Annotated in this window: 12 protein-coding genes and 1 pseudogene; 6 read left to right on the forward strand and 7 right to left on the reverse strand. The window is 71.3% G+C overall.

All coding sequences use genetic code 11. From position 1 onward, the window contains the following. Nucleotides 1-56: 56 nt before the first annotated feature. Entirely contained in the window at nt 57-752 is a 696-nt protein-coding gene (locus ACFS27_RS01400) for a DUF4097 family beta strand repeat-containing protein (protein WP_377179594.1), read from the forward strand. 47 nt (nt 753-799) lie between these two features. On the opposite strand, the pseudogene ACFS27_RS01405 reads toward ACFS27_RS01400, so the two are convergent. Then, a pseudogene (locus tag ACFS27_RS01405) lies at nt 800-883 on the reverse strand (GntR family transcriptional regulator); the annotation flags it as partial. 596 nt (nt 884-1,479) lie between these two features. Here ACFS27_RS01405 and ACFS27_RS01410 point away from each other — a divergent pair. Next, the gene (locus tag ACFS27_RS01410; RefSeq protein ID WP_377179596.1) at nt 1,480-2,832 is read left to right on the forward strand and encodes an enolase C-terminal domain-like protein; all 1,353 of its coding nucleotides are present in this window, start codon (nt 1,480-1,482) and stop codon (nt 2,830-2,832) included. Beyond that, nucleotides 2,819-3,523 (forward strand): FadR/GntR family transcriptional regulator, encoded by a 705-nt coding sequence (locus tag ACFS27_RS01415; RefSeq protein WP_377179598.1) that lies wholly within the window; start codon nt 2,819-2,821, stop codon nt 3,521-3,523. The genes ACFS27_RS01410 and ACFS27_RS01415 overlap by 14 nt, the downstream gene beginning before the upstream one ends. Before the next feature lie 86 nt (nt 3,524-3,609). Here the strand turns inward: ACFS27_RS01415 and ACFS27_RS01420 are convergent, their stop codons facing one another. The 6 genes from ACFS27_RS01420 to ACFS27_RS01445 all read right to left on the reverse strand — a co-directional run bounded on the left by ACFS27_RS01420 (nt 3,610) and on the right by ACFS27_RS01445 (nt 10,192). After that, nucleotides 3,610-4,605 (reverse strand): ABC transporter substrate-binding protein, encoded by a 996-nt coding sequence (locus ACFS27_RS01420; RefSeq protein WP_377179600.1) that lies wholly within the window; start codon nt 4,603-4,605, stop codon nt 3,610-3,612. A 97-nt stretch (nt 4,606-4,702) separates the two neighbouring features. Continuing rightward, a complete protein-coding gene (locus ACFS27_RS01425) occupies nt 4,703-5,701 on the reverse strand; it encodes an ABC transporter permease (protein ID WP_377179602.1) in 999 nt (332 codons plus the stop codon). After that, entirely contained in the window at nt 5,698-7,248 is a 1,551-nt protein-coding gene (locus ACFS27_RS01430) for a sugar ABC transporter ATP-binding protein (RefSeq protein ID WP_377179604.1), read from the reverse strand. Before ACFS27_RS01430 ends, ACFS27_RS01425 begins: the two co-directional genes overlap by 4 nt. A 119-nt stretch (nt 7,249-7,367) precedes the next feature. Continuing rightward, entirely contained in the window at nt 7,368-8,381 is a 1,014-nt protein-coding gene (locus ACFS27_RS01435; RefSeq protein WP_377179606.1) for an aldo/keto reductase, read from the reverse strand. A 24-nt stretch (nt 8,382-8,405) separates the two neighbouring features. Continuing rightward, on the reverse strand, nt 8,406-9,197 hold the full coding sequence (locus ACFS27_RS01440) for an SDR family NAD(P)-dependent oxidoreductase (RefSeq protein WP_377179608.1): 792 nt from the start codon (nt 9,195-9,197) through the stop codon (nt 8,406-8,408). Further along, nucleotides 9,194-10,192: an amidohydrolase family protein gene (locus tag ACFS27_RS01445; RefSeq protein ID WP_377179610.1), complete on the reverse strand. Its 999-nt coding sequence runs from the start codon at nt 10,190-10,192 to the stop codon at nt 9,194-9,196. The genes ACFS27_RS01440 and ACFS27_RS01445 overlap by 4 nt, the downstream gene beginning before the upstream one ends. Before the next feature lie 250 nt (nt 10,193-10,442). Between ACFS27_RS01445 and ilvD the strand changes: the two genes are divergently transcribed. The 3 genes from ilvD (at nt 10,443) to ACFS27_RS01460 (ending at nt 15,195) form a co-directional block, all read left to right on the forward strand. Beyond that, nucleotides 10,443-12,152 carry a dihydroxy-acid dehydratase gene (gene ilvD / locus ACFS27_RS01450; protein WP_377179612.1) on the forward strand — a complete coding sequence of 570 codons (1,710 nt, stop codon included), beginning with the start codon at nt 10,443-10,445 and terminating at the stop codon, nt 12,150-12,152. Nucleotides 12,153-12,268: 116 nt separating this feature from the next. Beyond that, nucleotides 12,269-14,644, forward strand: a complete 2,376-nt coding sequence (locus tag ACFS27_RS01455; RefSeq protein ID WP_377179614.1) for an arylsulfatase — start codon at nt 12,269-12,271, stop codon at nt 14,642-14,644. A gap of 2 nt (nt 14,645-14,646) precedes the next feature. Continuing rightward, the gene (locus tag ACFS27_RS01460; protein ID WP_377179616.1) at nt 14,647-15,195 is read left to right on the forward strand and encodes a hypothetical protein; all 549 of its coding nucleotides are present in this window, start codon (nt 14,647-14,649) and stop codon (nt 15,193-15,195) included. The last annotated feature ends 13 nt before the right edge of the window (nt 15,196-15,208 follow it).

The raw sequence follows: 15,208 nt of genomic DNA on the forward strand, positions 1-15,208 counted from the left end.
CGGGTGTATTGCCGGAACGTCGAACGCAACGTAGCGTTTGCGATATCAGAAACACCGTGAACCACCGAGCACAGGAGCAGGACATCATGCAGAACTTCGACACCCCCACCACCATCTCCGTCGTCCTCGACGTCCCCGCCGGGCGCATCCAGCTCATCGCCGCCGACCGCGTGGACACCACCGTCGAGGTGCTGCCCGCCGACGCCGGCAAGAGCCGCGACGTCCAGCTCGCCGAGGAGACCACCGTCACCTACACCGACGGCGTCCTGCGGATCGCCACCCCGGAGCCCGGCAACCGGCTCGTCGGCCACTCGGGATCCGTCGAGGTGACGGTCCAGCTGCCCGCCGGCTCCCAGGTCGAGGCCAGGTCCGCCAGCTCGGAGCTCCGCGCCGTCGGCACCCTCGGCGACCTCGTCGTCGAGGGTGTGTACCGCCAGATCAAGATCGACGAGGCCGGGAGCGTCCGCCTCAGCGCGGTCGACGGCGACGTCGAGGTCGGCCGGCTCAACGGGCCGGCGGAGATCAGCACGATGCGGGGTGACATCCGGATCGGCGAGGCGGTGCGCGGCACCGTCGTCCTCAGCACCCAGTCCGGCAACATCTCGGTCGACGCAGCGGCCGGCGTCTCGGCCACGCTCGACGCCGGTACCAGCCTCGGCCGCGTCAGCAACGCGCTCAAGAACGACGGCGCCACCGAGCTCGACATCCGCGCCACCACCGTGCAGGGCGACATCACCGCCCGCAGCCTCTGATCAGGCGTCCGGCCCGCGGCTTCCGCGGGCCGCACCGGGGCACCGGGTCACCGACGTGCCGCAGCCGCCGCCCGGCTCGTCCGCAGATGTTCGCGGGCGAGCCGGGCGGCGGCGTCCGCGTCGCCGTCCCGGACAGCGTCGAGAAACGCCCGGTGCTCGTCGGGACCTGCTGGCGCTGACCACGCAGCTCGCGCGGCTGTCCGGCTTCCGGTACGACGAGGACCTGGTCACCGCGGCGCGCATCGCCTCGGCGGACGCCGGACGCTTCGTGGGGCGGGCCGTGCACGACCTGGTGGTCGGCGCGCCTGCCGACGTCGTGCTCGTCGACGCCGAGAACGTGCCCGACGCCGTGGTCCGCGCCCCGCGCTCGTGGTCGCGGGCGGCCGGCTCGTCGCCCGCGACGGCGAGGTGCTGGTCTGACCGCCCTCCGCGCTGGCCGGCTCTGCATGGGATGACTTCGGTCGGATGGGAGATGACTTCGGTCGGATGGGATGAGATCGGTCAGTTGACTGACCGATCTCATCCCATCCGACCGAAGTCATTCCTGCGACGGTGCAGGGAACCGAACTCAGGCAGCCCTCAACCCACCAGCCCGCACCCCCAGCCAGCCCGCACCCGTCGCACATTGATCAAACCAATCCACCCAGCCACACCCTCAAGCCTTGACCCCTGCCCCACTCATCCGTAGATTGCTGGCAGTTCATCGGATGTTTGCGAAGGAGCGGGCATGGCCACGATCACAGGTGTCCGCGTCGAGGACGTGCGGTTCCCGACGTCGGTCACAGCCGACGGTTCCGACGCGATGAACAAGGACGCCGACTACTCGGCGGCCTATGTCGTCCTGGAGACGGACGCCCCCGACCCCGGCAACCCGCACGGCAAGCTCGGGGGCTACGGGCTGACGTTCACGATCGGCCGCGGCAACGACATCGTGGCCGAGGCCGCGCGCCAGCAGGCCGCCGCGCTCGTGGGCAGGGACGTGGACGAGCTCGCCGCGGACATGGGCGCCGTCTACCGCGAGCTGACCGCCGACAGCCAGCTGCGCTGGCTCGGGCCGGAGAAGGGCGTGGTGCACCTGTCGCTGGCCGCTGTGCTCAACGCCGCCTGGGACCTGGTCGCACGCCGCGCGGGCAAGCCGCTGTGGCGCGTCCTGGTCGACATGACCCCGGAGGAGCTGGTCGACGTCGCCGACCTGCGGTACCTCTCCGACGCGCTCACCCGTGAGGAGGCGCTGGACATCCTCCGTGCTCGCGAGGACGCCAAGAAGGAGCGGCTCGCGCACCTGGAGGAGACCGGCTACCCGGTGTACACGACGTCGGCCGGATGGCTCGGCTACAGCGACGACAAGCTCCGGCGGCTGTGCCAGGAGGCGGTCGACGCCGGCTACCAGCACGTGAAGCTCAAGGTCGGGGCGAACCTCGCAGAGGACATCCGCCGGCTGACCATCGCGCGCGAGGTCCTCGGCCCGGACCGCGCGCTGATGATCGACGCCAACCAGGTCTGGGACGTACCGCAGGCGATCGAGTGGATGGGCGTGCTGGCCCGGTTCGACCCGCTGTGGATCGAGGAGCCGACGTCGCCCGACGACATCCTCGGGCACGCCGCCATCCGCAGGGCCGTCGCACCGGTCGGTGTGGCGACGGGCGAGCACTGCCACAACCGCGTGATGTTCAAGCAGCTCTTCCAGGCCGATGCCATCGACTACTGCCAGCTCGACACCGGACGTCTCGCGAGCATCAACGAGATCGTCGCCGTGCTGCTGCTCGCGGCGAAGTTCGGCGTCCCGGTGTGCCCGCACGCGGGCGGCGTCGGCCTGTGCGAGATGGTGCAGCACGTCTCGGTGCTCGACTACGTGGCGATCGGCGGCGACCTCGACGGCCGGGTGACCGAGTACGTGGACCACCTGCACGAGCACTTCACCGACCCCTGTGTCGTCGCGGACCGTGGCGCGGGCACCGCCTACGTGCTGCCGTCCCGGCCGGGCTACTCCACGCAGATGTACGAGGAGTCCCTCGACCGGTTCAGGTTCCCGCACGGGACGTACTGGGTGCGCGATACTGCGAACCATGTCCCGCACTGACGAGGTCGTCGACGGCATCCGCAGGATGATCCTCGACGGACGGCTCCGCCCCGGCGACCGGCTGCCGGTCGAGAAGGACCTGGCCGACACGCTCCAGGTCTCCCGCGGTTCGCTGCGGGAGGGCGTCCGCGCACTGTCGATCCTCGGCGTCGTGCATACCCGCCAGGGCGACGGCACGTACGTCACCAGCCTCGACCCCGCGCGCCTGCTCTCCCCCATGGCGTTGGTCCTCGACCTGCAGGACGACGGCGCTATGCCCGCGTTCCACAGCGTGCGCCGCGTGCTCGAGACGGAGGCCGCAGGGCTGGCGGCCAGCCGGATGCCCGACACGGCGGTCACCGAGGCGCGGGAGATCCTCGACCAGGTCACCGGCGTGCTGCACACCGCGCCCGTCGACCACGACAGGTTCATCGAGATCGACATCGCGTTCCACCGCGTCATCGCGGCGCACACCGGCAACCCGGTGCTGGAGGCGCTCATCGAGTCGTTCGCCGGCCGCACCGTCCGGGCGCGCCTGTGGCGGGTGCTGCACACCGAGGGCATCGAGGAACGCACGCACGACGAGCACGAGGCCATCTGGCGCGCGCTCGCCGCACACGACCCCGAGGCGGCCCGGATCCGCATGGCCAGCCACCTGCTGGGTGTCGAGGACTCGCTCCCCAGACCGGAGAACCTGAACGAGATCCCCTGACCCCCGCAAGACCTTGTTGTGGGCGTGATCGTTGCGACTACGCGCCCGTTTTAGGCGCAACGATCACGCCCACAACCAAAGGGGGTCTACTCGTAGAGGACGGCGGCGATCTCCTCGTCGTCGATGTTCGTCTCGTCGTACCAGTAGAAGCCCGAGTCGACGACGGGCTCCAGCTCCTCGCCCTCGATGGCCGCCACCGCCGCCTTGACGGTCTCGTAGCCCATCTTGATCGGGTCCTGCGTGATCGCACCCGCCATGAGCCCGTCGCGGATCGCGTCGGTCTGCGCCTTGCCCGAGTCGAAGCCGATCACGGTGAGCTTGCCCGCCTTCCCGGACTCCTGCACCGCCTTGACCACGCCGATCGCCGAGCCCTCGTTGGTGCCGTAGATGCCCTTGAGGTCGGGGTGGGCCTGCATGATCGCCTTCGCGGCGTCGGCGGACTTGAGGTGGTCTCCCCCGGCGAACTGCGTGTCGACGATCTCCACGTCCGGGGCGTTCTCCTCGATGTACTGGGTGAACCCCTCGACCCGCTGCTGCCCGGTCTGAGAGGTCTGGTCGTGCCCGACGATCGCGATCTTGCCGCTGCCGACCAGCTCGGCCATGTGCTTGGCCGCCTCGGCCGAGGCGGCCAGGTTGTCGGTGGACACGGTGGTCACCGGAACCTCGGACTCCACGCCGGAGTCGAAGGCGATCACGGGGATCCCGCGCGACTCGGCGTCGGTCATCATCGGGATCGAGGCCTCGGAGTCGAGGGCCGCGTAGCCGAGCGCGTCCGGGTTCTTGTCCAGGGCCGTCTGCAGCATGGTGAGCTGCTTCTCGACCTCGGTCTCCGTCTCGGGCCCCTCGAACGTCACCTCGACGTCCAGCTCGGCCGCCGCGTCGTCGGCGCCCTGCTTGACCGCCTGCCAGAACTGGTGCTGGAAGCCCTTGGAGACCAGGGCGACGTACGGCTTGTCCCCGGCTCCTGGTTCGCTGCCCCCGCCGCCCGAGCCGCACGCGGCGAGCGCGAGCGCGACGACGGCGGAGGTGGTGGCCGCCGCGACCGCGGTGAACCGTCTGCGCGTGGTGGAGTTGCTGTTCATGCGAGTCCAGCCCCTTCGGTGGTCGAGTCAGGTGTGGTCGAGTCAGGTGTGCTTGGGTCAGGTGCGGTCGAGTCAGGTGTGGTCGGGCACGGCCGCCTCAGGCTTCCTTCCCCCTGCGGAGGATGTCGGCATAGACGGCCAGCACGATCACGATGCCGACGGCCACCTTCTGCCACTCCTGCGGGATCGACATGATCCGCAGGCCGTTGGTGAGGGTCGCCATGATCAGCGCACCGATCACGGTGCCGAGGATGGTCGCCTTGCCACCGCGCAGCGAGGTACCGCCGATGACGACGGCGGCGATCGCCTCGAGCTCGTACCCGAGGCCGAGCCCAGGCTGCGCCGAGTTGAGCCGGGAGGCCATGACGACGCCGGCCAGGCCCGTGAACAGTCCGGCGACGGTGTAGATGACGACCTTCCACCGCCGCACGTCGACGCCGGAGATCGCGGTGGCCTCCTCGTTGGAGCCGATGGAGAGCGCGTAGCGGCCGGTGAGCGTCTTGCTCAGCGTCACGCCGGCGATCGCCGCGGCGGCGAAGAAGATCAGCACGGCGTTCGGCAGGCCGGGGATCAGCTCGCCGGCAGCGAGCTGGTCGAACCCGCCCACGTCGCTGAAGTAGATGGGCTTGGTCCCGGAGATCACGAGCGAGAGCCCCTGCGCCACCATCATCATCGCCAGCGTCGCGATGAACGGCGGCAGCCGCAGGTAGGAGACGTTCAGGCCGTTCAGCAGGCCGATCAGGGCGCCGATCGCGAGACCGCCCAGCACGCCGACGACGAGCGGCAGGCCGAGGTTCGCCAGGAACACGCCGGTCATCACCGAGCACAGCGTCATGCCGGTGCCGACCGACAGGTCGATGCCGCCCGTCGCGATCACGAACGTCGCACCAAGGGCCATGATCCCGGTGACCGCGGTGGCGAGCAGGATGCCCTTCACGTTGGCCCAGTCCAGGAAGTACGGGCTGGCGAACGAGAAGAAGGCGAAGATGACCACCAGACCCGCGAAGGCCAGGATCTGCTGCAGCTGTTGCCGGCTGCCGAACCGCGTGGCGGGCCCCTTCTTCGCCGGCCCTGTGGTCGTTGACGTCGTCGTCATTCTGCGCCTCCGGTCGTGACGAGCGAGCGGTCGGCACCGAACCGCGTCGCGAGCTCCATGATGTCGTGCTGGGTCGCGTCGGCGTTGGCGAGGGTGCCGGTGACGCGGCCCTCGCACATGACGACGATCCGGTCGGCCAGCCGCAGCACCTCTGGCAGCTCCGACGAGATCACGATGATGGACTTTCCCTGCGCGGCCAGGCTCGTGAGCAGGCCGTAGATCTCGTCCTTCGCGCCGACGTCGATCCCGCGGGTCGGCTCGTCCACGATCAGCACGTCGCAGTCGCGCACGAGCCACTTGGCCAGCACCACCTTCTGCTGGTTGCCGCCCGAGAGGTTCTTGGCCGTCTGGGTGACCGACGGTGTCCTGATCGCGAGCCGGTCCACCATCTCCGCCGCCACCCGGCGCCCCTCGGTGTCCCGCACGAAGCCTCCTCGGGTCATGCCGGGCAGCGAGGACAGCATGACGTTGCGCACGACGTCCTGGTCCAGGAGGAGTCCGTAGCGCTTGCGGTCCTCCGAGAGGTAGCCGATGCCGTTGCGCACGGCGTCGGCGGGGTTGCGTACCGTGACCCGGCGGCCGTTCACCTCGACCACACCGGTCGAGCGGTCCGCCCCGATGATGGCCCGGGCGACCTCCGTGCGCCCGGCGCCCATGAGGCCGGCGAAGCCGAGGATCTCGCCGCGGTGCAGCTCGAAGGACACGGCCTTGAGCAGCTTGCGGGTGCTCAGCCCGCTGACCGAGAGCACCACCTCGCGCCCGTCGGCTCCGGACGCGCTGCCCGCCGCCGCGGCGTCGGGCCGCACGCCGGTCTCCAGCTGCCGGCCCACCATGGCGGCGATGACCTCCCGGGTGGCCGTCGACGCCGTCGGCAGCGTGTCGACGTAGCGGCCGTCCCGCAGCACCGTGATGCGGTCGGAGATCTCCTTGACCTCGTCCATGCGGTGCGAGACGTAGATGACTCCGGTGCGCGGGGAGACGAAGTCGCGCACGATGCGGAACAGCGTGGCGACCTCGGTCTCCGTGAGCGCCGCCGTCGGCTCGTCCATGATCAGCACGCGCGCGTCGAACGAGAGCGCCTTGGCGATCTCGACCATCTGCTGGCCGGCCACGCTCAGGTGCGACACCGGCTGCCGCGGGTCCAGCGGGATCCCGAGGCGCTCGAAGAGGGCAGCCGCCCGGCGCTCGAGCTCGTCGTCCCGGATGAGACCGGCCCGCCGGGGCTCGCGGCCGATGAAGATGTTCTGCGCGACCGTGAGGTCGGGCATCAGGTGGAACTCCTGGTGGATCACGCTGATCCCGAGCTCGTTCGCCTGCCGGGGCCCGGTAGGGCTCATCGGCGAGCCGTCGAGCTCCATCGTGCCCTCCTCCGGCCGGTAGATGCCCGAGAGCAGCTTCAGGAGGGTCGACTTGCCGGCGCCGTTCTCACCGACGAGCGCCAGCACCTCGCCGTGCCGCAGGTCGAGATGGACGTCGTCGAGCGCGCGGACGCCGGGGAAGGACTTGCTGATCCCCGTGGCGCGCAATAGGGCTGGGCTGTCCGACACGTGATGCTCCCTTGCCTCCGTGTAGTCGCATTCATACCGCAGACATCCGATGCATCTCAAGATCTTGGGCCATATCGTCACCGAACTGACCCGTCCGGTCCCGGTTCGGCAGCGATAGGTCAGATGACTCCGGTGGCCTCGGGTGGTGCGGGCACGGCCGTCTCCGCGAGCAGACCGGCGTCCGCGAGCGCGCGCCAGAGCCCGGCCGGCACGTGCGCCGCGGCGCGCTCCCCGGCCTGCCGGGCCTGCTCAGGGGTCCCGAGCCCGACGACGGTGCTCGCCACCGCCGGGTGCGTGCGCACGTAGGCGAGGGCCGCCTGCGGGAGCGTGACGCCGTGGTCGCCACACACGGCGGCGATCCTGCGGGCCCGGTCGAGCAGCCCCGCGGTGGCGGGCGCGTAGTCGTACGTCGCGTCCGACGGCGGGGTGTCGTACGCGAGGATGCCCGAGTTGTAGGCGGCCGCCGCGACGACCGCTACTCCTCGCTCCGCCGCAGCGGGAAGCAGGTCGGTCAGCGCCGGCTGCTCCAGCAGGGTGAACCGCCCGGCGCACATGACCACGTCGACGTCGGTCTCGCGCACGAACCGGGTGAGCATCGCCGACTGGTTCATGCCGGCCCCGACCGCACCGACCACGCCCTGCTCCCGCAGCTCGAGCAGGGCGGGCAGCGCCTCGCCGACCGCCTGGTCCCAGTGGTCGTCGGGGTCGTGCAGGTAGACGACGTCGAACCGGTCCAGGCCGGCACGGTCCAGACTGGCCTCGAGCGACCGCAGCACGCCCTCGCGGGAGAAGTCCCAGACCCGGCGCGCGGTGGCCGGCACCTCGAACATGTCGGGGTCGGTGTGGTGCGCGGTCTCGGGCGACGGCACGAGCAGTCGTCCGACCTTGGTGGACACCACCAGCTCGGCTCGAGGCCGGGTGCGCAGGAACGCGCCGAGCCGACGTTCGGAGAGCCCGAGACCGTAGTGCGGCGCGGTGTCGAAGTACCGGATCCCGGCGGCCCAGGCCGCCTCGAACGTCGCGTGCGCCTCCTCGTCGGTGGTCGCCCGGTACAGGTTGCCCGCCGGAGCCGCGCCGAGGCCGAGCGCGGTGAGCCGGACCCCGGTGGCGCGCACCGCCGTCGTCTCGATCATGTCTCCGCCTCCCCGCGACCGCCCTCAGCCCTGCTCGGGCGCGCGGGTGCGCAGGGCGTGCGAACCCCCGTCGACGGCGAGCATCGCGCCGGTGGTCGCCGCGGCGAGCGGGCTCGCGAGATAGCACACCGCGTGCGCGACCTCGTCGGCGCCGACGAGCCGGCCGGAGGGCTGGCGGGCCTCCAGCGCCGCGCGCTCGGCGGCCGGGTCGTCGGCGGCGTCGAGCAGCCGGGTCACCCACGGGGTGTCGGCGGTGCCAGGGTTGACGCAGTTGACGCGGATGCCCTCGCGGACGTGGTCGGTGGCCATGGCCAGCGTGAGCGCCTGCACCGCCCCCTTGGAGGCCGAGTACAGGGCTCGGTTCGGCAGGCCGGTCCACGCGGCGATCGAGCAGGTGTTCACGACGGCGGCGTGGGGCGACTCGCGCAGGTACGGCAGCGCCGCGCGGGTCACGCGGACGATCCCGAGCACGTTCACGTCAAGGACCCGTAGCCATTCGGCGTCGTCGTTGTCGGCGACGGTGCCCTGTGCGCCGATCCCCGCGTTGTTGGCGACGACGTCGATGCCGCCCATCGCCTCCGCCGCGGCCTCGACGGCGGCGCGCACGGCCGCGTCGTCGGTCACGTCGGCGACCTGGGCCCCCGCACCGGCCGGGACGCCGTCGGTCACCCGGTCGATGGACGTCACCTGGGCGCCGCGCGCGAGCATGGCGCGCACGATCGCCGCCCCGATACCCGACGCGCCCCCGGTGACGACGGCGCGGACGCCTGCGAGCTCTGCTGCCGGTGCGGCCCCTGCTGTGGTCTCGGATGTCATGCGTGGCTCCCCTCGAGGTCGTGCGCATGCGCCAGGTGGTACACACGTCGTGCGGTCCCTGCCCACACGGCGGCGGACTCGTCAGGGCTCAGCCCGCCGAGCAGGTCGCCGAGCGTCGCCAGCCACCCGCCGTAGTCGGACGCGAGCAGCACCACGGGCCAGTCGGAGCCGAACATGAGCCGCTCCGGCCCGAAGACCTCGAGCGCATGGTCGACGGCCGGCCGGAGGTCGTCCGCCCGCCATTCGGCCCAGCGCGCCTCGGTGACCAGGCCGGACAGCTTGGCCGTCACGTTCGGCCGGGCGGCGAGCTCGGCCAGGCCGTCCTTCCACGCGGCCAGGGCCGGCGTGCTGCCGGTCCCGGGGCGGACGTCGGTGCCGGCGTCGGCGTCCAGGCGGGGCTTGCCCAGGTGGTCGAGCACGAAGGAGACGCCGGGCAGCGCCGCGGCGAGCCGCGCGGCCGCCGGGAGCTGGTCGGCACGGATCACCAGGTCGAACACGAGGCCGCCGGAACCCGCTGCTCCGGCTGCTCCGGCTGCTCCGGCTGCTCCGGCCGAGTCCATCGAGGGTGCCGTGCCCGCCGAGCAGGCCACCTCGATCCCCCGACGGACGTCGGCGCGGTCCAGGTAGGCGGGGTCGCGCTCGGCCTGCACCTGGGTACGGAGCCCGACCAGCGCGCTGCCGGCGGGCCCTTCGCGCAGTGCGGCGACACGGTCGCCCACGTCGGGGTCCAGGAGGTCTGCCCAGGCCACCACGCCACCGATCCGGGCCGCGCGACCGCCGTCGGACGCCGCGATCGCCAGCAGCTCACGGCTCTCCGACCACAGGTTCGCGGACTGCACCACGACCGTCGCAGCGACCCCGTGCGCCGCGGCGGGCAGGTCGGCGGGCGTGAAGTCGGCGTCGATCGCGGCCATGGTGACCGGGTCGATCCAGTCCTGGGGCGCTCGCGAGCGCACCCAGAGGTGATGATGTGCGTCCACGACGTCGTGCAGCATCGTTGCTCCCTCCGGCGGCCTTGCTTCCGGCGACCTTGCTCGGAAACATCTGATGTATAACACGTCAGGGGCCTGCGACGACACCGTGCAACGGCAACCCGTGCTGGCGACCCATGGATGGCGACACCGTGAGACGACGAGCACGAACGGGTTGTCGACCGACAGACTCTTCTCGATGATGTAGACGGCGACGTACTCGGTACTCGCCGTGTCCCGCACTGCAGCCCGGTCACCGGGCAGAGGAGAATCCATGAGCAACGCCGAGAACCCGGTCGACATCAAGCCGCGTTCCCGCACGGTGACCGACGGCCTGGAGGCGACCGCTTCACGCGGGATGCTCCGCGCCGTCGGGCTGGGCGACGAGGACTTCGCCAAGCCGCAGATCGGCGTCGCGAGCTCGTGGAACGAGATCACGCCGTGCAACCTGTCGCTCGACCGGCTGGCGCAGGCGACCAAGCAGGGCGTGCACGCGGCGGGCGGCTATCCGCTCGAGTTCGGCACCATCTCCGTCTCCGACGGCATCTCGATGGGCCACGAGGGCATGCACTTCTCGCTCGTGTCCCGCGACGTCATCGCCGACTCGGTGGAGACCGTCATGCAGGCCGAGCGCCTGGACGGCTCGGTGCTGCTGGCCGGGTGCGACAAGTCGCTGCCCGGCATGCTGATGGCGGCAGCGCGCCTGGACCTGTCCAGCGTGTTCCTCTACGCCGGCTCGATCATGCCGGGCTGGGTCAAGCTCGAGGACGGCACGGAGAAGCAGGTCACGATCATCGACGCGTTCGAGGCCGTCGGCGCGTGCGCGCGCGGGCTCATGAGCCAGGGCGACGTGGACCGGATCGAGCGGGCGATCTGCCCGGGCGAGGGCGCGTGCGGCGGCATGTACACGGCGAACACGATGGCGTCGGCCGCAGAGGCGCTCGGCATGTCGCTGCCCGGGTCGGCGGCGCCGCCGTCGGCCGACCGCCGGCGCGACGTGTGGGCGCACCGGTCGGGCGAGGCGGTGGTGAACCTGCTGCGCAAGGGCATCACCGCACGCGACATCCTGACCAAGGAGGCGTTCGAGAACGCGATCGCCGTCGTCATGGCGTTCGGCGGGTCCACGAACGCGGTGCTGCACCTGCTCGCCATCGCGTACGAGGCCGAGGTCGACCTGACCCTCGACGACTTCTCCCGCGTCGCGGACCGCGTGCCGCACCTGGGTGACCTCAAGCCCTTCGGGCAGTACGTGATGAACGACGTCGACCGGATCGGCGGTGTGCCGGTCGTGATGAAGGCGCTGCTGGACGCCGGGCTGCTGCGCGGCGACGTCATGACGGTCACCGGCCGCACCATGGCCGAGAACCTCGCCGACATCGCCCCGCCCGACCCGGACGGCAAGATCCTGCGCGCCATGGACAACCCGATCCACAAGACCGGTGGCATCACCATCCTGAACGGCTCGCTCGCCCCCGAGGGCGCCGTCGTGAAGTCGGCGGGCTTCGACTCCGACGTGTTCGAGGGGACGGCGCGCGTGTTCGAGCGCGAGCGCAGCGCGCTGGACGCCCTGGAGGACGGGACGATCCAGGCCGGCGACGTCGTCGTCATCCGCTACGAGGGCCCCAAGGGCGGACCGGGCATGCGCGAGATGCTCGCCATCACCGGCGCCATCAAGGGCGCGGGGCTCGGCAAGGACGTCCTGCTCATCACGGACGGCCGGTTCTCCGGCGGGACCACGGGCCTGTGCGTCGGGCACATCGCGCCGGAGGCCGTCGACGCCGGACCGATCGCGTTCGTGCGCGACGGCGACCGCATCCGCCTCGACGTGGCGTCCAAGACCCTCGACCTCCTCGTGGAGCCGGCGGAGCTCGCGGCGCGCAAGGCGGCCGGCTGGGTGCCGATCCCCCACTCCTACACGCGGGGGGTGCTGGCCAAGTACTCGAAGCTGGTCCAGTCGGCGTCGAAGGGGGCCGTGCTGGCGTAGGTGCTCGGGTAGGGCTCGCGCAGGGCTCAGGTAGCTCACCTGTTTCGCGTGATGTGCCGCTCGGCGGCGCTCCGTAGCGTGCGAGGCCCCCAGTCTCGCGAAGAAGCGGAGCCCCCATGCTTCCCGACCCGACGCGTCCCGACGCGCGTGCCCGCACGATGCTGCCCGTCCCCGACCGGCCGACCGCCGGCCCGATGACGTACGACGCGAAGGATCCCGACACCGCCTACCCGCCGATCGAACCGCTGCTCCCGCCCCCGGACGCCCCCAACGTGCTGGTCGTCCTGCTCGACGACGTCGGTTTCGGGGCGGCGAGCGCGTTCGGCGGGCCCTGCTCGACGCCGACGGCCGACCGTCTGGCCGGAGCGGGCCTGCGGTTCAACCGCTTCCACACGACGGCGCTGTGCGCACCGACGCGTCAGGCGCTCCTCACGGGGCGCAACCACCACTCGGTGGGCATGGGCAGCATCACGGAGACGGCGACCTCGGCCCCCGGCAACAGCTCGCTGCGCCCGAACACGAAGGCACCGCTGGCCGAGACGCTGCGGCTCAACGGGTACTCGACCGCGCAGTTCGGCAAGTGCCACGAGGTGCCGGTGTGGCAGTCGTCCCCGATGGGCCCGTTCGACGAGTGGCCGACCGGCGGTGGCGGGTTCGAGACGTTCTACGGTTTCATCGGCGGCGAGAACAACCAGTGGTCGCCCGCCCTCTACAGCGGCACGACGCCGATCGAGCCGCCGGACACGGAGGGCTACCACCTCACGGAGGACCTGGTCGACCACGCGTGCGCGTGGGTGCGCCAGCAGAAGGCGCTCATGCCGGACAGACCGTTCTTCGCCTACCTCGCTCCCGGCGCGACGCACGCCCCGCACCATGTGGCGCCCGAGTGGATCGAGAAGTACCGGGGGGAGTTCGACGACGGGTGGGACGCGCAGCGCGAGCGCACGTTCGCGAGGCAGAAGGAGCTCGGCGTGATCCCCGCCGACGCCGACCTCCCGCCCCGGCACGAGGAGATCCCGGCCTGGGACGACATGCCCGACGAGCTCAAGCCCGTGCTCGCCCGAGAGATGGAGACCTACGCGGGGTTCCTGGAGCACACGGACGTCCAGGTCGGGCGCCTGATCGACACCCTGGAGGACCTGGGGGTCCTCGACGACACCCTGGTCTACTACATCATCGGCGACAACGGGGCGTCCGCCGAGGGAACGCTCAACGGCGCATTCAACGAGATGGCGAACTTCAACGGCATGGCGGCCCTGGAGACACCGGAGTTCATGCGCTCCAAGATGGACGAGTTCGGTTCGCCGAGCTCGTACAACCACTACGCGGTGGGCTGGGCCTGGGCGATGGACACCCCGTTCCAGTGGACCAAGCAGGTCGCCTCGCACTGGGGCGGCACCCGCAACGGCACCATCGTGCACTGGCCCGGCGGCATCACCGAGCGCGGCGGGCTCCGCTCCCAGTTCGCCCACGTCATCGACGTCGCCCCGACGGTCCTGGAGGCGGCAGGGCTGCCGGAACCGACGACGGTCAACGGAGTGCTGCAGTCGCCCATCGAGGGGACGTCGATGGTGTACGCGTTCAACGACGCGGAGACGCCGGAACGGCACGTCCTCCAGTACTTCGAGATGTTCGCGAACCGCGGCATCTACGACCGTGGCTGGAGTGCCGTCACCAAGCACCGCACGCCGTGGCAGATGACCGGCGTGCAACCGCCCGCCTTCGACGACGACGTCTGGGAGCTGTACGACGGCGCCCAGGACTTCAGCCAGGCCCACGACCTCGCCGCCGAGCACCCCGACGTGCTGGCCCGGCTCCAGCGGCTGTGGCTCATCGAGGCCACCAGGTACGGCGTGCTGCCCCTGGACGACCGCGGTGCGGAGCGGCTCGCGCCGGAGCTGGCCGGCCGGCCCACGCTCATCCGCGGCGACTCCCAGCTCTTCTTCCCGGGGATGGGCCGCCTGTCGGAGAACAGCGTCGTCAGCATCAAGAACCGGTCGTTCTCCGTGACCGCGGAGGTCGAGGTCCCCGACGGCGGTGCGGAGGGAGTCGTGATCGCGCAGGGCGGGCGGTTCGGCGGCTGGGCGGTGCACGTGACGGGCGGGCGCCTCGCCTTCACCTACAACGTGCTGGGCATCCACCAGTACGACGTCGTCGCCGACGAGCCCGTGCCGGCCGGGAAGCACCAGCTGCGGATCGAGCTCGCCTACGACGGCGGGGGCTTCGGCAAGGGTGGCGACGTCACCCTGTTCCACGACGGCCTCCCGGCCGGGAACGGCCGGGTCGAGGCGACGCAGCCGCTGATCTTCTCCGCCGACGAGACCACCGACATCGGCTACCAGTCAGGCACCGCCGTCTCCAGCACGTACAGCGCCGCGACGAGCCGCTTCACCGGTCGGATCGGCTGGGTCCAGCTCGACGTCGGCAAGGACGACCACGGCCACTTCATCAGCCCCGAGGAGCGGCTGCGCGTCGCCATGGCGCGGCAGTAGACATGGTCGCCGTGCCGGCCGACGAGCCCGACCCGAACGGCGTCGGCCGGCACGACGCGCCCGCCGAGGGCGAAGAGGCGGAAGAGACGTACGAGGAACGGTCGGCCTACTTGTACGGGCTGATCATCACGGGGTCCGTCCTCGCCGCGGCGCCCGAGGACCACGGGCTCGTCCGGATCGCTGCCCTGCTGGGCGGGACGCTCCTGGTCTACTGGTGCGCCGAGTCGTACGCGCACCTGATCGCAGCGCGGACCCTCGCGCGCAGGCCGCTCCGCGCGTCGGAACGCCGTGCGGTGCTCTCCCGAGGCGTCCCGCTCATAGCCGCCTGCACGGTCCCCGGCCTGGTGCTCCTGGCCGAGGCCCTGCTCCGGGTACGACCCTCGGTGGCGGTCGACATCGCCCTCCTCGTCAACCTCGGCCTCCTGCTCGTCGTGGGCTGGCGCATGAGTACGGCCGGTGGGCTGCGGGGCGTCGGGCGGCTGTGGGCGACCGTGCTCGCGGGGCTGCTCGGGGTCGCCATGATCGGGCTCAAGCTGGCGGTGCACCACTAGAGCGTGGGGGCGC

Origin of the sequence: Promicromonospora vindobonensis, assembly GCF_042685865.1 — a bacterium.
GTDB lineage: Bacteria > Actinomycetota > Actinomycetes > Actinomycetales > Cellulomonadaceae > Promicromonospora > Promicromonospora vindobonensis.